The organism is Thalassococcus lentus, assembly GCF_028023555.1.
Lineage (GTDB): Bacteria > Pseudomonadota > Alphaproteobacteria > Rhodobacterales > Rhodobacteraceae > Thalassococcus_A > Thalassococcus_A lentus.
Genome location: NZ_JAQIOY010000006.1, coordinates 46,647 through 65,918, shown reverse-complemented (window position 1 = coordinate 65,918; position 19,272 = coordinate 46,647). Strand labels below are relative to the sequence as shown.

The window sequence follows — 19,272 nt, the reverse complement described above, 5'->3', positions numbered from 1 at the left end:
CAGACCAAGATGGCACAGGAACCGGCTACGCCAAAAACAAGGCGTCTGCGCATGCGTGCATTGGCCCGTCTGCTCGGGCCGGAACGGGCCGCCGGGCACACAATGGTGCCAAGCGAACGCGCCGCACTCGCCCTGCGTGCCAGCAAACCAGATCTGACGACGCAGGCGGAAGCCGTAACCTTTCTGATCCCGCTTGTCGGGCCGGAGCCTGTCGACGACTGGCAAGCCGTCACCGCGCGACTACAGGCAACGCTGCAAAGCCTGATTGATCAGGACAACCCCAATTGGCGCGCTGTGGTGTGCTGCCAACAGCGCCCGCCGATGCCAAAGGATGACCGGCTTTCCTATCTGCCCTTTGACGATCCGACGCCGGGCAATGACAAATGGCGCAAGCTGTCGGCGCTTTGCGCGCATCTGCCATCACTGGCCCTGCCCCATGGATATGTCATGACCTTTGATGCCGACGATATCCTGCGGCAGGGCACCGTTTCGGAAATGCTGACGCGGCAAGCCCGCGGCGGCTATCTGGTGGAGTCCGGTTTTGTAATGGACCACGCAACAGGCGACGTGGCGCGAGCCGATCGTCGCACTCTGGTCCAACCATTACAAAAACCGTTCTGGAAACTCTGCGGCTCCTGCGCTGCGCTCAGACACGATCCGGCTGAGCCACTCAGCGCCGAATTCCTGCGCGCCATGACCCAGCACGAACACAGGATGTTCCCGTATCTGGCCCGCCTGTCGGGACAACCGCTAACGCCGCTTTCCCAGCCCTCGGTGCTCTATGTGTTGAACCATGGCGAGAATTTTGGCGCACGCCGGGGTCGGGTCGGTTTCAAGACCCGCTTTGTTCAGCGATTTAAAATCACCGACGCCAAGACGCTGGATATCATCGCATCGCAATTCCCTGCGCCTTGAACGCAGGGAGCATGCGCCAAATCGGTCCGATCAGTTGCCGGCGAGCCGTTCTTTGACCATCGGGCCCACAGCGCCAAAATCCATCTGGCCGGTGTACTGAGCCTTGAGCGCGCCCATGACCCGGCCCATATCGCGGATCGAATCTGCGCCGACTTCGGTCACGGCCGCATCGACCGCGCTGGCAATCTCATCTTCGGACAAAGCCTTGGGCAGGAATTCCTCGATCACGCCGATTTCCGAAATCTCGCGTTCAGCCAGATCCAGACGACCACCCTCTTCGTAGGTTTTCGCGCTTTCGCGGCGCTGCTTGACCATCTTGTCAAGGATCGCAAGCACTTGGCCGTCGTCCACGCCGCCTTCTTCACCCGTGCCGCGCAGGGCAATGTCACGATCCTTGATCGCTGCATTGATCAGACGCAGCGTCGATAAACGATCCGCTGCCTTGTCTTTCATGGCCTGTTTAACAGCCGTATTCACTCGTTCTCGCAGTTCCATGAACATTCATCCCCTGTCCAATGCTCGAAACGCGACACTACCCAAAAGACAATTCTGGTGCAACCGCGCGCGAGCCATATTAAGTTATTGATTTTGAACAATTTTCAAAATCAGCATGCCCCTTGACCCGGCCCCCGCCGCGCATTAGGTTCCGCGCAATTTGCGCCCCTGCCCCCTGCCCAGCATTCGGAGTCGCTTCTGTCATGACCGCATCCCAGACCAAACCAACCGCCTGCCTCGCACTTGCTGATGGCACCGTTTTCTACGGACAAGGGTTCGGCGCCACTGGCGAAACCGAAGCCGAGCTTTGCTTCAACACCGCCATGTCCGGCTATCAGGAAATCATGACCGACCCGTCCTATGCCGGGCAGATCGTGACCTTTACTTTCCCGCATATCGGCAATGTCGGGGTCAATCCGGATGACGATGAAACCGCCGATCCGGTGGCCGAGGGTATGGTGGTCAAATGGATGCCAACCCAGAGTTCGAATTGGCGCGCCGTTCAGGAGTTGTCTGACTGGCTCGCGGCCCGCGGCCGTATTGCTGTTGGCGGTATCGACACACGGCGTCTGACCCGGGCCATTCGCCAACAGGGCGCGCCGCATGTTGCGATGGCGCACAATCCTGACGGGGTGTTCGACGTCGAAGCCTTGGTCGCCAAGGCGCGTGCGTTCTCCGGCCTTGAAGGGCTGGATCTGGCCAAGGGTGTAACCTGCTCGCAGAGCTACCGCTGGGATGAGATGCGGTGGGCATGGCCCGAGGGCTACAAGCCTCAGACCAATCCAAAGCACAAAGTGGTCGCAGTCGACTACGGCGCCAAACGCAACATCCTGCGCTGCCTCGCCTCCGCCGGATGTGATGTGACGGTTCTGCCAGCCTCAGCCAGCTACGATGAGGTCATGGCCCATCAGCCCGACGGTGTTTTCCTGTCCAACGGCCCCGGCGATCCGGCAGCAACCGGCGAATATGCCGTGCCAATGATCCGCTCACTTCTGGACAATACTGACATCCCGGTTTTCGGGATCTGTCTGGGACATCAGATGCTGGCGCTGGCTCTGGGAGCGCGCACCATCAAGATGAACCACGGCCACCATGGTGCGAACCATCCGGTCAAAGAGGTCGAAACCGGCAAGGTCGAGATCACATCGATGAACCATGGTTTCGCAGTAGACGCCCAGACCCTGCCGGACGGCGTTCTGGAAACCCACGTCAGCCTGTTTGACGGATCGAACTGCGGAATTCGCATGGCGGATCGGCCCGTGTTTTCGGTGCAGCACCACCCCGAAGCCAGCCCCGGCCCGCAGGACAGCTTTTACCTGTTCGAACGCTTCGCCGCATCGATGGCCGCAGCCTAAAGCCCGCTGCGTTAACCAAAAACTCAGAATTAACCAAGCCTTAACAGACTTGCTTCACTTTCCTTCCGGTACTGGGATGGAAATGGATCATGAGCAAGCAACGTCTGAGGCTCGCAGAAAACCGGTTGGCGCAACAGGGCGCCGGTCGGGGAAAACCTGTTAGCCAGATCCTTTTGGATCACGGCACCGTTGCGCCGCGAGTGATGCTGGGCGCCTTGGCCGAATCCGCGCGTATCAAACAGCCCGTAGCCAATGTCATCGCAGCCGAAGGGATCGCCCAACGGCACGATATCTTGGCTGCGCAGGCCGAACGCCACGGCGCAATGCCCGTGCTGTGCAAAGAGAGACCACCCGATCCTGCCGTTCAAGCCCTTTTGCCTGCCAGCTTTTGTCTCAAACATGCGGTTCTGCCGTGGATGCGCATCGGCGACACGCTGGTTTTGGCCACTGCGCGCCCGGATGATTTTGATGATGTCATGGAGCAAGCGCCCGACACACTCGGGCCAGTGATGATGGCCGTGACTCTCGAAGAGGATATTCACGCCGCGATCTCACAAAGCCACGGAGCGGCCCTTGCGCGAGCGGCCGAAACATGGCGGCCGCCAAGCGACAGCTGCCGCGATATCAATCAGTCCACAACGCGAACCAAATCTTTGGGTGTTGGTGCGCTGCTTTTGGTGTTTGCCCTGCTCTGGCTATACCCCGCTGTTTTATTCGCAGCGGCATTGGGGCTGGCCCTGATTTCTTTGGTTGCTGCGCAGGGCCTCAAGGTCGTGGCCTTTTTGGCATCCCGCAAACAAGCGCCACTTTCCGGCCCACCTGCGCTGCCAGAGCATCCGCCCACCGTTTCCGTTTTGGTTCCGCTGTTTCGGGAATCGGAAATCGCGTCCACCCTCGTGCAAAGACTGTCTCGGCTGGATTACCCCCGCAGTCTGCTGGACGTGGTCTTGGTGCTCGAGGCTGGCGATGCTCAAACCAAGGAAGTGATCGCTAAAACGGCATTGCCGCCATGGTTCCGCGTCATCGAAGTGCCGGACGGTCCGATCATGACCAAACCCCGTGCGCTGAATTATGCGCTTCATTTCACCAAAGGGGACATCATCGGAGTGTATGACGCCGAAGATGCGCCTGCACCCGATCAGATTGGCCGGGTGGTGGATCATTTCAGCCGCGCGCCGCCCGACGTGGCCTGTCTTCAGGGTATTCTGGACTTCTATAACCCAATGGCCAATTGGCTATCGCGTTGTTTTGCCATCGAATACGCCAGTTGGTTTCGTGTTGTGCTGCCGGGCCTGTCCCGGCTTGGGCTTGCGGTCCCGTTGGGCGGAACGACGCTTTTCTTTCGTCGCCAAGCGCTGGTCGATCTGCACGGCTGGGATGCCCACAACGTCACCGAAGATGCGGATCTCGGGATACTCCTGGCCCGGCGCGGATACCGCACGGAGCTGATCGCATCCGTCACACGGGAAGAGGCGAACAATCGGTTCTGGCCCTGGATCAAGCAACGATCCCGCTGGCTCAAGGGGTATGCGATCACATGGTGGGTGCATAGCCGTCGTCCCTTGGCGCTCTGGCGTGATCTGGGCCCCAAGAAATTCCTGGGCATGCAGGTGCTGTTTGTCACAACGATCGTTCAGTTCACTTTGGCACCGCTCTTGTGGTCTTTTTGGTTGGTCCTGTTCGGCCTGCCGCACCCGCTGGACGCCTACCTTGGCCCTACGTCAATCGCAGTTCTGACCGCGTTGTTTTTAGGGGCCGAGGCTGTCGCAATCCTGATCGGTATAGCCGCTGTTTCCCGAAGCCCGCACGAACGGCTGATCCCATGGGTGCCAACCCTGTTCGCCTATTTCCCTCTTGGCACCTTCGCAATCTACAAGGGACTGTTCGAGATGCTCACCAATCGCGCTTTCTATTGGGACAAGACAACACACGGAACGTCCCAGCCCGACAGTCCCGACATACATCCGAACAGCGGCCGACCGTGGTGAAAACGCTCTAGACCTAGAGTTCCAACTGCCGGGCGGAATCCAGCTTCAGACGGGTGACGAAAGCAACCGAAATGTGGTCTCTCAACGCTTGAAAGGCGGCGTCTTCGTCTCGGCGTGCGATCGCGTCGACGATGGCCTGATGCTCTGACAGCGCAATCTCTCCGCGCCCTTCGGCGGCCAGCGAGGTGGTCGCCATCAGCGCCATGGACCGGTGAACCAAATCCAGCTGCTGCACGAGATAGCGATTGTGAGAGGCGAGATGAATCATCTTGTGAAACCGGCGGTTTGCCCGTGACAGCGCCGATGGATCATCCAGAAGCGCGCGGTCTTCCTCGACCATGTCCCGCAACACCTGAACCTCTTCTTCGGTCGCATGACGCGCCGCAAGACGCGCGGCCAAACCTTCCAGTTCCGTCCGGACGGCATAGAGTTCCGCCATCTGGTTGTGGTCCAGCGAAGCGACGATCAAAGACCGCCCATCACGTGCCAAAAGCGATTGCGTTTCAAGGCGTTGCAGCGCTTCTCGGATCGGTGTGCGCGAGACACCGAACCGGTCTGCCAGCTCGCTTTCGACCAGTCGGTCCCCGGGTCTATAGAGGCCCGTGTCGATTGCCTCCAGGATCAGTGTATAGGCGTCTTTCTGGGACGCTCTTGACTGGTTCATTGTGCGCTCTTCCTTGCTGCGTTGCGCAACACTAGCCTCGCCTACCCTGTCATAGCAAGCGCGCCCAATTGTCTTCTTTGCGCCTGTGGCCTAAGTCTTCGCTATGCCACGCGACGCTTTTTCTCATGTGCGGACATGGGTCTTTGACCTGGACAACACGCTCTATCATCCCCGGGTACGCCTGTTCGATCAAATCGAACAGCGCATGACAGATGTCGTCATGCGGGTCACCGGACTGCCACGGGATCGCGCCTGCACATTGCGCAGCGACTATTGGGCCGAATACGGAACGACGCTGGCCGGGTTGATGCACAACCATGACATCGATGCGCAGGCGTTTCTGGACGAAGTACATGACATCGACTTCAGCGCGCTAGAGCCTGATCCACATCTGGCGGCGCTGATCGGCGATCTGCCCGGACGTCGCATTGTCTATACCAACGGCAGCGCACCCTATGCGGCGCAAGTGCTCAAGGCCCGCGGGCTCGAAGCCGCTTTTGACGCGATTTACGGTGTCGAACACGCGGATTTCGTGCCCAAGCCCGAAAGACGGGCCTTTGAACGGGTGTTTGCCCGCGATCAGCTGGCCCCTCAGCAGTCGGCGATGTTCGAAGACGAAGCGCGCAATCTGGCAGCCCCCCATGCCATGGGCATGCGGACGGTTCATGTTGCGCCAGAACCCGCACCGGCCGGCCACATCCATCATCACACCGATGACCTGAGCGGTTTTCTTTCGCGGCTCACTTGATTGGTCTGGGGCCAAGCATGTCCTTTTGCCGCAGAACCGGGCATGGTCCGCCGTCAAGGTGCACACTAGGTTACCGTTTGAAACGACGAGCTGGGAAGCAGACCAATGGATCATGACATTGTAATTTCCGGTGGTGGCATTGCCGGGCTGACTGCGGCGACCGCCTTTGCCAATGCGGGCTTTGACGTGCTTTGCCTCGATCCCGCGCCCCCGGTGACGTCCCGGGACGCGCAAAATGCAGATCTTCGGTCAACTGCCTTCTTGCAGCCCGCTCAAAGGTTTCTGGAAGACACCGGTTTGTGGGCTCGTCTGGCAGAGCACGCTATGCCGTTGCAGGTCATGCGGATCGTGGATGCCGGCGGCGCCGAGCCTGAACCCCGTGTCACGCATGATTTCAATGCTTCCGACATCTCGGAACTGCCGTTTGGCTGGAACCTACCAAACTGGCTGCTGCGGCGCGAGCTGTCGGCCCACCTGGACACCTTGCCGAATGTCACCTTTCGACCGGGCACCGGCACCACCAGCCTGTTCACGCGTGAGGCCGAGGCCCGCGTCGGTCTGAGTGATGGAACCCGTGTGAAAACCCGACTGGTGATTGCCGCGGATGGGCGCAATTCGCCTATGCGCACTGCCGCTGGCATCGACGTAGCCACCACGCGGTTCGGACAAAAGGCAATGGCCTTTGCCGTGACCCATCCAATTCCTCATGGCAATGTTTCAACCGAAATTCACCGTACCGGCGGGCCCTTCACTCTGGTCCCCCTACCCGACTTTGAGGGCCGTCCGTCCTCTGCCATTGTCTGGATGGAAGAAGGACCAAAGGCCGATGCACTCATGGCGCTGGAGCCGGAAGCCTTTGAAGCGGCAATGTCAGAACGGTCTTGCCATCTGTTCGGGCCTTTGTCGCTGGCATCCCGCCGCACACTTTGGCCAATCATTTCGCAAGAAGCGGAAAACCTGACAGGTCAACGTCTGGCGCTGGTGGCAGAAGCCGCGCATGTGGTGCCGCCCATTGGCGCGCAGGGCTTGAACATGTCGCTCAAGGATATCTCGACGCTTCTGGATCTGGCCACGGCCCGTCCCGAGGATCTGGGATCACAATCCATGCTGGATCAGTATGCCCGCGCCCGGCGCACAGATATCCGCGCACGTGTCGCCGGAATAACTGCCCTGAACCGCATCTCCATGGTCAGCACACCCACTCTGCGGGATCTACGCGCCAAGGGGTTGGACGCCCTTTACAGCGTCAAACCCCTGCGCAAGACGCTGATGCAGCTGGGTCTGGGCGCCCGCGGCTGACAGCCGTTTCTCACAGAACCTGATCAGCAACCCGGCGCAAACGCTCGAGCGTACCGGCCACATCATAGAGCTTGTCCAAACCGAACAAACCGATGCGGAAAGTCGCGAATTCCGGTGGCTCATCGCACTGCAATGGCACACCGGCAGCAATCTGCATCCCCTGCGCGGCAAAGGCCCGCCCGGACTGGATCTCTGGATCCGAGGTGTAGCTGACGACAACGCCCGGGGCACCAAACCCATCAGCCGCGACCGAGGTTATGCCCTTTTCGGCAAACATGGCGCGCACGCCATTGCCCAGTTCCCACTGCGCTTCCTTCAGTTTTTCAAAACCGAATTCGCGTGTTTCCAACATTGTATCGCGGAACGCCCGCAGACCGTCTGTTGGCATGGTTGCATGATAGGCATGCCCGCCGTTTTCATAGGCCTGCATGATCGCGTGCCATTTCTTCAGATCAACCGCAAAGCTGTCCGACGTGGTTTCTTCCATACGCGCCAATGCACGTTCGGACAGCATGACCAAGCCAGCACAGGGTGTCGCGGACCAGCCCTTTTGTGGGGCCGAAATCAACACGTCGACACCTGTCGCTTTCATATCGACCCATGCACAGCCAGACGCGATACAATCCAGCACCATGATCGCGCCGACCTGATGGGCCGCAGCAGCCATGCGCGTAATGTAGTCGTCCGGCAGAATGATCCCGGCACTGGTTTCCACATGCGGGGCAAAGACAACATCGGGTTTGGTTTCAGCGATCTGCGCCTCAACCTCTTCGATAGATGCTGGCGCGAAAGGTGCCTGCGCTGCATTGCCGGTGCGGCGCGCTTTCAGAACTGTAGTTGATCCGGCGAAGCCGCCTGCCTCGAAAATCTGGCTCCAGCGGTAAGAAAACCAACCGTTGCGCACCACCAGAACATCGGCGCCTCTGCCAAACTGCCGTGCAACAGCTTCCATTCCATAGGTTCCGCCACCGGGCACCAGCGCGACGGCGTCGGCCGCATAGACTTCCTTGAGCATATCCGAAATGTCCCGCATCACCTGCTGGAACGCTGCGGACATGTGGTTCAGGGAACGATCGGTAAAGACGACCGAAAATTCTTCCATGCCATCGGGATCAATGGTTTCAAGCAATGCGGCCATGGTATGCTCCTTTCGCGCTGATGCGTCAGCGTTAACGGTTCGGCAGGAGAATGGCAAAATACCTTTTGCCGCATCGCCATTGGGCCATCGGTTTTCCCGTTACAGTTTTGTAACCCACACCCACGGATTGTATTGCCTTATTGCATTGCAGCTTTTCAATTTTCGAAATCTGGCTACAATTTTTTAAAGTGTGAATAAAAACGGGCGCTCAGACCCGTCACAGAGGCAGCAGTAGGTCCGATAGGCACATGCCAACGGAAACCCTTCTTTTGAACGGGTTCAGCATACTCAACGACCCCCGCGTCAATACCAATGCCAGCGGTGGTGGTGAGTTGATGATCCACGACGGCGATGCCGTTTTCGAGGATGACGACATTGTCGCCATCGTTGTCAACAACGTGGATGCCAATGGGGTTTTGACCAACGACTCGGTCGTCACGCAGATCATCGTCTACGACAATGCCGCTGACTACTATAACAACACGCCGCTCTATACCTATGACTACACAGGCTCTGGCGATGGAGTAGATATTCCCAATGGTCGCAGTGGCATGGGAGATCGGTACCTCAACTTCGATGCCGACGATCTGGTTTCTGCGGATCCCGGCGCACCCGTTCTGGAAGAATTGGTCATGGTGGCCGGCGTCGATCTGGTTGACCTTGTCGAAGCAGGCGTTAATCCCATCGAATTCGATACCTTCGAGGATATCGACTACAACTCCGATGGAACCATCGATCCAAACGAGGAAAGCGACGGTTTTTTCTCGGCAGAACTCAACGACTGGATCCCGATTTGTTTTGCAAAAGGCACCTTGATCGAGACACCCGATGGTCCGCGCTTTATCGAAACCCTTCAGGTTGGCGACGCAGTCAATACACTCGACAATGGGCCACAGAAAATTCGCTGGATCGGATCAAAAAAGACATCGGGTCTCGGGAAACGCGCGCCCATTAGGATCAAGGCCGGTGCCTTGGGCAATGTCCGTGATCTATGGGTGTCGCAAAACCACCGAATGCTGCTGCGTGGCGCACAGGCTGAATTGATGTTCGGACAATCCGAAGTGCTGGTGGCCGCCAAACATCTGGTCAACGACAGCACCATCCGACCCGATCCCTGCCCCGAAATCGAATACCTGCATTTTTTGTTTGATGATCACGAGATCGTCTTTGCAGAATGCTGCCCGGCTGAATCGCTGCTCTTAGGCGATCAGACCATGTGCAGCCTCGACGACACCGAGCAGGACGAAATCATTGCGTTGTTTCCAGAGTTCCAGTCCACTGATGACCCGGCACAGCTGGCACGGCTTAGCCTAAAGGCATATGAAGCTTACGCGCTTCAGGCATCCTGAAGCGCGTCGTTTCTTTGCTAGCCCAGAGGTCCGGGCCGACGCTCTTCGGACAGCAGGACATTGGCCTCCACATTCCCGACCCCGGGCAACGTCATAACCCGGCGGCGCAAGACGCGCTCAAAATCAGGAATGTCACGCGCAACAACACGCAAGCGATAGTCATAAAGCCCCAGAACATGCTCCACGGTCTGCACTTCCGGAATGGCCGTGACTGCCCGCTCGAAGTCCTCCAGGCTTACACGGCCCTTGGTCGCGAGCTTGACACCCAAAAAGACGGTAACACCAAAGCCAAGCGCCTGAGCATCCACATCCAACCGAGCGCCGCGAAACACCCCTGCTTCACGTAACCGTTTGATCCGCCGCCAGCAGGCAGGCTGAGACAGGCCAAGCGCCCGTCCAAGAGCACCTGCGCTGGCCGTGGCATCCTTGGCCAGCGCCCGGATCAGCGCGCGGTCGGTCTCGTCCAGTGCAATCACAGCGGAAGCGCCTCTTGTCTCTTGACCCGCGCGACCTGCATCAAAGCCTCAATGTCCGCAATATGGGGCAGAGTGAGCAGTTCTTCGCGGTACAGCGCCTGATAATGGGCCATATCCCGGGCAATTACGGACAAGCGCGCGTCGACCGATCCCAGAAAAGTCTGAATCTCGATAACCTCGGGAACCTTGCGCGCGCCCGCGATAAAATCGTCAAAGGCGCGCGGTTGGGTCTTGTCCAGCGTCACCCGCAGCGACACCTCGACCTCATAGCCCAGCGCGGGCCAATGGATCACGCTGCGTACCCCTTTCAGCACACCTGCGTCCTGCAGCCGGTCCAGTCGGCGAGACAACGTGGTCGCCGTGACCCCCGCACGCTCCGCCAGCACCGAAGCCGCCGCGCCCGGCTCCGCCTGCATGTAGCGCAGTATGCGCCGATCCGTATCATCCAGCATGATTTCTCCACTATTGTCATTCAGTGCGAATGATTCTTCTTCTTTTAGGGAAATACGCAATCAAAACGCAAACACTATCGCGCGGGTCCGCCTATGCTGCGCTTCACAAATACAACCCGCAAGGAAGGACGAAAACATGCGCGTTTACTATGACCGCGATTGCGACATCAACCTGATCAAAGACATGAAAGTGGCCATTCTGGGCTACGGCTCGCAGGGCCACGCCCACGCGCTGAACCTGCGCGACAGCGGCGCCAAGAACGTCGTCGTCGCCCTGCGCGAAGGCTCCCCTTCCGCCAAGAAGGCCGAAGGCGAAGGTCTCAAGGTCATGGGCATCGCAGAGGCGGCTGCCTGGTGCGACCTGATCATGTTCACAATGCCCGATGAACTGCAGGCCGAAACCTACAAGAAATACGTACACGACAACCTGCGCGAAGGCTCCGCCATCGCATTTGCTCACGGCCTGAACGTACACTTCGGCCTGATCGAACCAAAGCCCGGTGTCGACGTCATCATGATGGCCCCCAAGGGCCCCGGCCACACCGTGCGCGGCGAATACGTCAAAGGCGGCGGCGTGCCCTGCCTTGTGGCCGTCGACAACAACGCCTCGGGCCGCGCGCTTGAAATCGGTCTGTCTTACTGCTCGGCCATCGGTGGCGGCCGCTCCGGCATCATCGAAACCGATTTCAAGGAAGAGTGCGAAACAGACCTCTTCGGCGAACAGGCGGTTTTGTGTGGCGGTCTGGTTGAATTGATCCGCATGGGCTTCGAAACACTGGTCGAAGCAGGCTACGCGCCTGAAATGGCCTACTTCGAATGCCTGCACGAAGTGAAGCTGATCGTGGACTTGATCTACGAAGGCGGCATCGCGAACATGAACTACTCGATTTCCAACACCGCGGAATACGGCGAATACGTATCCGGCCCGCGCATCCTGCCTTACGACGAAACCAAGGCACGCATGAAAGCGGTTCTGACAGACATCCAGAACGGCAAGTTCGTTCGCGATTTCATGCTGGAAAACGCTGTGGGTCAGCCCTCGTTCAAGGCAACGCGCCGCAACAACGATGCGCACCAGATCGAAGCGGTTGGCGAAACCCTGCGCGGCATGATGCCGTGGATTTCGGCTGGCAAAATGGTCGACAAAGAGCGCAACTGATCAGCGCTGCCATCGGCACACAAAAAAGCTTGGGCGGCGACACAGACCGCCGCCCGGCACCACAACTCCATCGTCAGCTGTCACAAGCATCCGCATTGAACGGGACGGTGGGCGGGGCGATGTTCCGGGCCAGCCCGGAACGAGCGGCGCACGGCGTCCTGTGCTTCAAAAGCTGTCCTTGAGCTGGAAAACACACAGGGCCAGCAAGGCGATCAAGACTATAATCGTCAGATAAAACATGAACTTTCTACTCCTCGTCGTGATGTCTCCGGGCAGATTAAACAGGTCCTGCGACAACGCGACAGCCCCAAGCCGGTCTTGGCGGCGGATCGCGCGGTTGATTGCTCATTTATTGTGCAAAGACTATTGATGCGCGGCCTCTTATCCGAGGTTACCACCTGACTGCAGACGAAATCTGATCTTTAAAGGCGAACACAAAAAATGACAGAAGCGCCTGAAATCACGTCGAAAAGCTGGATAATGGTTGGAACGCTCGGTCTGATATGGGGGGCAACCTTCATGCTGATCGAAATCGCGTTGCAGGGGATTACGCCATTCTGGCTGGCGGCGGGTCGGATCGGCTTTGCCACCTTATTGACCGTTGCGATCTGGCTTGCACGGGGCGGCCATTTTTTTCTATCCGCCCAGCGCCCCTGGACACCGGTGCTGACGGTCGGCGTGCTGAGCACCGCCATTCCCTTCATGCTGCTCAGCTGGGGACAGCAATACGTCACCTCGGGTTTCGCAGGCGTTTCCATGGCCGCTGTGGCGCTGATGGTCCTGCCACTCGCGCATTTTCTGGTGCCCGGAGAACGCATGCACATGCGCCGGATTGTTGGCTTTGTGATCGGATTCGTCGGCATCATCATTCTGATTGGCGGGCAAGCCTTTGAAACCACGGGGGCCTCTTTGGAATGGCTTGGTCGGCTGGCCTGTCTGACCGCAGCCGCGTGCTATGCCATGAGTTCGGTTTCCATGCGCCGTCTGCCACCCGTCGATCCAATCGGTCTGGCTGCTGTACCGCTGGTTTTTGGCTCGGCGCTGGTCATTCCGATCGCCTGGATTGTCGAAGGCCCGCCCCCACTGCCTGAGCCTTGGATACTGGGCATCATCGCTTTGCTTGGCCTCGTTCCCACTGCAGGTGCAAACCTCTTGCGGGTCCTCGTGATCCGCACTGCGGGCCCGGTGTTCTTGAGTCTCGTAAACTATCAGGTGCCGCTTTGGTCCGTGATCTTTGGCGCGCTGCTGCTCTCCGAACCCATCGGCTGGTCACTGCCCGCCGCGCTCGTTCTGATCCTCGCCGGTGTCGCGCTCAGCCAATGGGGCGCACTGAAACGGCTCTTTGGTGCGCAAACCGAGCGCCGCTGAGGGTCCGGCATTTTCAAACCCAATGCTTCTCTGGCTTTTCAGAATCCGACTTTCGAAAAACAAGGGCCGGGCACTTTTGCACCCGGCCCTCAATCTGTCACGGCCATAGATCCAGCCAGCGGTGCTGACCGCTATTCCCAGCAACTCACCAGAACGGTTGTGTCTGTTGCAAGAGCGGTCAGATCCTCAGGGTCGATGACCCCCGCTGCGCCCCGCGCGATCACCTGAACGCCCGCGCTCCGCAAGAAGCTCAGAATGGCATCGTTATTCGCAGCAAAGCTCACATCATCCGGCAAACGCCGACTTCCCGCCTTCTCGCGTGGTAGCAGCATTCCCAGAACGGTTCCGCCCGCGTCGAAAACCGGGCCGCCCACATCACCGGGCAGCGCGCTCAACGCCAGACGCTTCAGACCTTCTTCGCCGCCCAAACCTTTGAGGTCCTGCAACGATCCGTAGGTCAAAGACGGCGCCCGCAGCACGCCCCCAAAACTATAGCCTGCAACAGCCACTTCGGATTGCAGACGCGGAGTATCGGCCTGAAACTGTACTACGCGGCGCGGTGCAATTGGATCTTTGGGCGCCAGCAACGCCAGGCCCAGCGCGTCGTCCACAGACGTCACGGATGCTTCGAACGTGCCGTCCAATGTCACCCGTGAACATCCTTGAATGCCAGCCGCCGATGTCAGAACCGTGCCTGCATTGTCCACGAAAAAGCCGGATGCCGTTACCTTCGGTGTGCGGATCTTCAAGCCGGACACCAGATCAACGCTCTGACCATCATCCGTGATCGCCGCCGGGTCCAAAACGCCTTCGATGCGTTCAAAGCTCTTTTGCATCAGCCCCAGCACGCGGGTGCGGCGCTCTTCATCCCCTGCTGGCCAAATCAGGGAAAACCCTTTGATTTCGCCATCGCGCAGAGTCACCTCGGTGTGGGATACGATCCGATTGTTTGCACCGGTCAGCAAAAAGCCATCACGGCGGCGTTCGCGCTCACCTTCCAGAGGGACAATTTCAAGTGTCTGCATGATTTCATAAAGACCGCTCATGGTGCCGCGGTCCCCTTGCTGGGAAATCAGCAGAACACGCGCCTGCAAGTCACCCTTGGGGGTCAGCAAGGCAAAGGGTGCCTCGTAGCGGTCAAAGCTGACGACGCCCAAAGGCAGTTGCATGGCGATGCCAACCCGCGGGTCAGCGTAGGCGGCCATGCCCATTCCATCGAGAACGGAATTGTATTGCTGCATCAGAACAGCACGCTGCCGGGTGGTCAAAACGCCAGTCGTTTCAAACCCGTTCTCACCTTGCCACGCGGCCATGGAATTACGGGTGCCACGGCCAAAGGCGCCATCAATCGCGGCGGTGTAGAAACCTGCCCACTTCAAAGCGACTTGCAGTTCCTTGCGCTCATCGCGAGTCAACTGACGCTCAGAGGCGCGGGCCTGACGGGGCGTTTCATCCGGCTCTTCGACCTGCACGGGTTCTGCGACGGTTTCCTCGGGCGCGGCGTCAACCGGCGCCTCGGGTGCTTGCTCTGCTGTTACGGTCGGCGCCTGCACTGGCGCGGTCAGGCCGCCGGGCGAAATGACCTGCGCCCCAACAGGCCAGAACTGCTGACCATAGCTAGATGGAAAGGCGATGTAGCTGTCGGCGGGAATCCGGCCCGCGCGGCGCAATTCGTTCAACAGGCGCTCGGCTTCGGCGCGGCCGTAGGGGCCCAACGCCACACCATACCAGCCACCGCCCAGCGAAAAGCCGTTGATGTCATCAACCACACCGGTGAAATTGCGCACGCTTTGTTGCGCGCTGGCAAGACTGGTGCGGGCTTCGATCTGAATAAAGACCGTGTCATCCTGAGCACGTGCCGTGGTAACAAGCAGACCCAATGCTGCAACAAGAGCGAAAAATAGCGTTTTCATTCGGGTAATCGGCCTCGAATCCAAGGTTTTTTCGTTATCAGGCGGCATTGTTAACAGATGCGCGGCCAGAGGCGAGACAAAATATCCCAGCCCTGAACCCTGCCCTTGCGGGCCTTCGCGGCATTGACCCGACCGTCTGGCACACATAACAGAGGCCCAAAGCCGAACCGGACCCGAACTGGGAAGTAATGCCATGGCCGCAAGCATCGACAAACCCACCTGTTTTCAGGACATCATCCTGCGCCTGCAGGCCTATTGGGCCTCCAAAGGGTGCACAATCCTGCAGCCTTACGACATGGAAGTCGGCGCCGGCACGTTCCATCCGGCCACGACTCTACGGGCCTTGGGCTCGACACATTGGGCAGCTGCCTATGTACAGCCTTCGCGGCGCCCCACGGATGGACGGTATGGCGACAGCCCGAACCGCTGGCAGCACTACTACCAGTTTCAGGTCATCATCAAACCCAGTCCGCCAGACCTGCAAGCCCTCTATCTGGGCAGCCTCGAAGCCATCGGCATTGATGCGTCGATGCATGACATCCGCTTTGTCGAAGACGACTGGGAAAGCCCTACACTGGGCGCCTGGGGTTTGGGCTGGGAGGTGTGGTGTGACGGGATGGAAGTGTCCCAGTTCACGTATTTCCAACAGGTTGGCGGCCATGACTGCAACCCCGTCTCGGGCGAGCTGACCTACGGGCTGGAACGACTGGCTATGTATGTTCTGGGTTTTGACGATGGCAATGCCATGCCCTTCAACAGCCCCGACGCGCCTATTCCGCTGACATATGGCGACGTCTTCCGCGAAGCTGAGGCACAGTATGCCCGGTGGAACTTTGACGTGGCTGACACAGATATCTTGTTGCAGCATTTCAAAGACGCCGAGGCCGAATGCGCCCGCATTCTTGAACAGCCTGCAGATGACCCCAAAACCGGACGTCGCATTGTCATGGCGCAGCCGGCCTATGACCAGTGTATCAAGGCCAGCCACATCTTTAACCTGTTGGACGCGCGCGGTGTCATTTCGGTTACGGAGCGGCAGGCCTATATCGGCCGCGTTCGCACACTCGCCAAGATGTGCGCAGATGCATTTGTGCAAACCGAAGCCGGGGGATACGTCGCGTGACGGGAAAAATTTTGGCCATGGTAACTTTGCTCAGTTCTCTCGCAGCCGGGATCGGCATCTACTACCTGCAGGTCTATGCGTTCTACGAAGAAATCCCCGCCTCAGGACATGGCGATGTGCAACTGACCAACATCGTCACTGGCGCGCCTGAACCGGTGCTGGCCGATGACTTTCAGGCGATCGACGCTGACAGCTCACCAATCCGGTATCGGGCCTGCTTTACCACCAGCATGTCGATCCCGATGCTGACGGAAACCTATGAGCCCTATGAGGGCGCAGCGCCCCGCAACGCGCCGGGCTGGTTCGAATGCTTCGACGCAGAAGCGCTGGGTGCAGAAATCGAGGCCGGAACAGCGCTGGTCTTTACCGGACAGCGCAATCTGGAGTTCGGCATTGATCGCGTTGTTGCGATCACGAACGATGGTCGTGGCTATGTCTGGCACGAAATCAACGAATGCGGCGACAAGGCCTATGATGGCTCGCCGCTGGGTGAGGATTGCCCATCCCGAGACGAGGAAAGCTGATGCCCGATCTGCTGATTGAACTTTTTTCCGAGGAAATTCCGGCCCGGATGCAAGCCAAGGCCGCAGCGGACCTGCGCAAATTGGTCACCGATGGCTTGGTGGATGCGGGTCTGACCTATGCTGGCGCCGCCGCTTTTTCCACGCCGCGCCGCCTGACCCTGACCATCGACGGATTGTTGGCAGAAAGCCCAACACTGCGTGAGGAACGCCGTGGCCCCAAAGTCGGCGCGCCGGACAAGGCGATCGAAGGCTTTCTGCGCGGCGCTGGTGTCTCACGTGACGATCTCGAAGAGCGCGAGGAAAAAAAGGGCAGCTTTTACTACGCCACGGTCACAACTGCGGGCCGTCCGGCCGCGGAAATCGTCGCCGATGTTCTTGAAAAGGCCATCCGCACCTTCCCTTGGCCCAAATCCATGCGTTGGGGCGCTGGAACGCTGCGCTGGGTTCGCCCATTGCACCGTATCCTTTGCATCCTCGTTGATGAGGCCGGCGCAAATGTCGTTCCGCTGGACGTAGACGGGATCAAGGCAGACAATCTCACCGAGGGGCACCGTTTCCTGTCCGGAGATGTATTCGCTGTCACGTCCTTTGATGATTACGAAACCCGCCTGAAGCGCCAAAAGGTCATCCTGAACCCGGAAGAGCGCGCCGAAGCGATCTGGAATGACGCCACCAATCAATGCTTCGCGGCTGGTTTCGAAGCCGTGGAAGACAAGGGTTTGCTGGCTGAAGTGGCCGGGCTGGTGGAATGGCCCGTGGTCCTGATGGGCGAGATCGGAGAGGACTTCCTCGATCTGCCGCCCGAGGTGCTGCAAAGCTCCATGAAAGAACATCAGAAGTTCTTTTCGGTGCGCAATCCCAAGACGGGCCGGATCGAGCGGTTTATCACAGTAGCCAACACCGAGACTGCCGATCAGGGCGCAACGATCCTTGCCGGAAATCAAAAGGTGCTTGCCGCGCGTCTGGCCGATGCCAAGTTCTTTTGGGAAAATGACCTGCGCGTTGCCAAGTCCGGCGATCTCAGCCCATGGACAGACAAACTGGCAGCCGTGACGTTCCACAACAAGATGGGCAGCGTCGGGGATCAAGTGTCCCGCATGGCCGCCATGGCCGAAAAACTGGCGCCAATGGTCGGCGCAGATCCCGCTTTGGCCCGTCAGGCGGCAGAAGTGGCCAAGGCTGATCTGTCGTCCGAAATGGTCTACGAATTCCCCGATCTGCAAGGTCTGATGGGGCGCTACTACGCCGAGGCCGCAGGCCTGCCCAACGCCGTGGCCGTTGCAGCCGAAGAACATTATTCGCCGCTGGGACCATCCGATGCGGTTCCCACCGAGGCGGTTTCGATCGCTGTCGCTCTGGCAGAAAAATTGGACAAGCTCACCGGGTTCTGGGCGATCGGAGAAAAGCCCACAGGGTCCAAGGATCCCTTTGCTTTGCGCCGTGCCGCGCTCGGTGTGATCCGGATTGTCTTGGAAAACGGGCTTCGTCTTCATCTGGACCGCTTGTTCGACGCGCAATTGTTGCGCCATGAAATTGGTATGCAGCCTACCCAAGAGGCCGCAGCACTGCGCGACGCTTTGCTGCGCGAGGTTGCACAGCATGGCGTCTTTGGGTCGGCTGTCCGCGCCGTGATCGACCAGATCGAAGGGGATGCCCCTGACTGGATCAGCGCCGTGACCGAACACAAACCGGACCTGAGCGACGACCTGCTGAGCTTTGTGCACGACCGCCTCAAGGTGCATCTGCGCGATGGTGGCATCAGCCATGACGTCATCGAGGCCTGTCTGGCCATGCCCGGCTCCGACGATCTGGTATTGCTGGTCAAGCGTGCGGAATCCCTTGCGTCCTTCATGGCAACAGATGACGGCACGAACCTTGTTCAAGGGTTCAAACGTGCCAACAACATCCTGAGCCAAGCCGAAGAAAAGGACGGCGTCGAGTATTCCTACGGCGGTGATCCCAAGTTCGCGGAAGACCCTGCAGAAACCGCCCTGTTCACTGCCCTCGATACGGCCCGCGCCAAGATTAAACCCTCCATGGACAGTGAAAACTTTGCCGCTGCCATGGAAGCCATGGCCGAATTGCGAGCACCGATCGATGCCTTTTTCGAAGCGGTGCAAGTCAACGCCGAAAACGAAGTTGTTCGCCGCAACCGTTTGAATTTGTTGTCATCGATTCGCGAAATCTGCTCGCAGGTCGCCGATCTGACCCGTCTGGAAGGCTGACTTTCAACCCGGCGGCCCGCCATGCCGCCGCCGACACAGGCCCCCAGCCCTGCAAATTGCAGACAATGCTGGGGTTTACCC

At 59.0% G+C, this 19,272-nt stretch carries 17 protein-coding genes; 11 read left to right on the top strand and 6 right to left on the bottom strand.

The window, feature by feature from the left end:
* Window positions 1-9: 9 nt before the first annotated feature.
* Window positions 10-915 carry a hypothetical protein gene (locus PFY00_RS14390; protein ID WP_271433277.1) on the top strand — a complete coding sequence of 302 codons (906 nt, stop codon included), beginning with the start codon at window positions 10-12 and terminating at the stop codon, window positions 913-915.
* Window positions 916-945: 30 nt separating this feature from the next.
* On the opposite strand, the gene PFY00_RS14385 is transcribed toward PFY00_RS14390, so the two are convergent.
* Window positions 946-1,410, bottom strand: a complete 465-nt coding sequence (locus PFY00_RS14385) for a GatB/YqeY domain-containing protein (protein WP_271433276.1) — start codon at window positions 1,408-1,410, stop codon at window positions 946-948.
* Window positions 1,411-1,613: 203 nt separating this feature from the next.
* Between PFY00_RS14385 and carA the strand changes: the two genes are divergently transcribed.
* Both carA and PFY00_RS14375 read left to right on the top strand, forming a co-directional pair.
* A complete protein-coding gene (carA, locus tag PFY00_RS14380; RefSeq protein ID WP_271433275.1) occupies window positions 1,614-2,765 on the top strand; it encodes a glutamine-hydrolyzing carbamoyl-phosphate synthase small subunit in 1,152 nt (383 codons plus the stop codon).
* An 89-nt stretch (window positions 2,766-2,854) separates the two neighbouring features.
* Window positions 2,855-4,753, top strand: coding sequence for a glycosyltransferase family 2 protein (locus tag PFY00_RS14375; RefSeq protein ID WP_271433274.1), 1,899 nt, complete (start codon window positions 2,855-2,857; stop codon window positions 4,751-4,753).
* A 13-nt stretch (window positions 4,754-4,766) separates the two neighbouring features.
* On the opposite strand, the gene PFY00_RS14370 is transcribed toward PFY00_RS14375, so the two are convergent.
* The gene (locus PFY00_RS14370) at window positions 4,767-5,417 is read right to left on the bottom strand and encodes a GntR family transcriptional regulator (protein ID WP_271433273.1); all 651 of its coding nucleotides are present in this window, start codon (window positions 5,415-5,417) and stop codon (window positions 4,767-4,769) included.
* 103 nt (window positions 5,418-5,520) lie between these two features.
* Here PFY00_RS14370 and PFY00_RS14365 point away from each other — a divergent pair, with 103 nt between their 5' ends.
* Window positions 5,521-6,165, top strand: a complete 645-nt coding sequence (locus PFY00_RS14365; protein ID WP_271433272.1) for a pyrimidine 5'-nucleotidase — start codon at window positions 5,521-5,523, stop codon at window positions 6,163-6,165.
* 105 nt (window positions 6,166-6,270) lie between these two features.
* Window positions 6,271-7,464 (top strand): UbiH/UbiF family hydroxylase, encoded by a 1,194-nt coding sequence (locus PFY00_RS14360; RefSeq protein WP_271433271.1) that lies wholly within the window; start codon window positions 6,271-6,273, stop codon window positions 7,462-7,464.
* A gap of 10 nt (window positions 7,465-7,474) precedes the next feature.
* Here the strand turns inward: PFY00_RS14360 and PFY00_RS14355 are convergent, their stop codons facing one another.
* Window positions 7,475-8,602 carry an aminotransferase class V-fold PLP-dependent enzyme gene (locus PFY00_RS14355; protein WP_271433270.1) on the bottom strand — a complete coding sequence of 376 codons (1,128 nt, stop codon included), beginning with the start codon at window positions 8,600-8,602 and terminating at the stop codon, window positions 7,475-7,477.
* 248 nt (window positions 8,603-8,850) lie between these two features.
* Here PFY00_RS14355 and PFY00_RS14350 point away from each other — a divergent pair, with 248 nt between their 5' ends.
* Entirely contained in the window at window positions 8,851-9,951 is a 1,101-nt protein-coding gene (locus PFY00_RS14350; protein ID WP_271433269.1) for a Hint domain-containing protein, read from the top strand.
* 17 nt (window positions 9,952-9,968) lie between these two features.
* Here PFY00_RS14350 and PFY00_RS14345 read toward each other — a convergent pair whose 3' ends face one another.
* Window positions 9,969-10,427, bottom strand: coding sequence for an Lrp/AsnC family transcriptional regulator (locus PFY00_RS14345; RefSeq protein ID WP_271433268.1), 459 nt, complete (start codon window positions 10,425-10,427; stop codon window positions 9,969-9,971).
* Window positions 10,424-10,879, bottom strand: a complete 456-nt coding sequence (locus tag PFY00_RS14340; protein WP_271433267.1) for an Lrp/AsnC family transcriptional regulator — start codon at window positions 10,877-10,879, stop codon at window positions 10,424-10,426. Before PFY00_RS14340 ends, PFY00_RS14345 begins: the two co-directional genes overlap by 4 nt.
* 136 nt (window positions 10,880-11,015) lie before the next feature.
* On the opposite strand from PFY00_RS14340, the gene ilvC reads away from it, so the two are divergent.
* Both ilvC and PFY00_RS14330 read left to right on the top strand, forming a co-directional pair.
* Entirely contained in the window at window positions 11,016-12,038 is a 1,023-nt protein-coding gene (gene ilvC, locus PFY00_RS14335; protein WP_271433266.1) for a ketol-acid reductoisomerase, read from the top strand.
* 441 nt (window positions 12,039-12,479) lie between these two features.
* The gene (locus PFY00_RS14330; RefSeq protein WP_271433265.1) at window positions 12,480-13,406 is read left to right on the top strand and encodes a DMT family transporter; all 927 of its coding nucleotides are present in this window, start codon (window positions 12,480-12,482) and stop codon (window positions 13,404-13,406) included.
* Window positions 13,407-13,537: 131 nt separating this feature from the next.
* Here PFY00_RS14330 and PFY00_RS14325 read toward each other — a convergent pair whose 3' ends face one another.
* Complete coding sequence (locus PFY00_RS14325; RefSeq protein ID WP_271433264.1) at window positions 13,538-15,319, bottom strand: trypsin-like peptidase domain-containing protein; 1,782 nt, start codon at window positions 15,317-15,319, stop codon at window positions 13,538-13,540.
* Between the two features lie 193 nt (window positions 15,320-15,512).
* Between PFY00_RS14325 and PFY00_RS14320 the strand changes: the two genes are divergently transcribed.
* The 3 genes from PFY00_RS14320 to glyS are packed head-to-tail and all read left to right on the top strand — an operon-like array spanning window position 15,513 to window position 19,191.
* The gene (locus PFY00_RS14320) at window positions 15,513-16,442 is read left to right on the top strand and encodes a glycine--tRNA ligase subunit alpha (RefSeq protein WP_271433263.1); all 930 of its coding nucleotides are present in this window, start codon (window positions 15,513-15,515) and stop codon (window positions 16,440-16,442) included.
* Window positions 16,439-16,966: a DUF6446 family protein gene (locus tag PFY00_RS14315; protein WP_271433262.1), complete on the top strand. Its 528-nt coding sequence runs from the start codon at window positions 16,439-16,441 to the stop codon at window positions 16,964-16,966. Before PFY00_RS14320 ends, PFY00_RS14315 begins: the two co-directional genes overlap by 4 nt.
* Entirely contained in the window at window positions 16,966-19,191 is a 2,226-nt protein-coding gene (gene glyS, locus PFY00_RS14310) for a glycine--tRNA ligase subunit beta (protein WP_271433261.1), read from the top strand. Before PFY00_RS14315 ends, glyS begins: the two co-directional genes overlap by 1 nt.
* The last annotated feature ends 81 nt before the right edge of the window (window positions 19,192-19,272 follow it).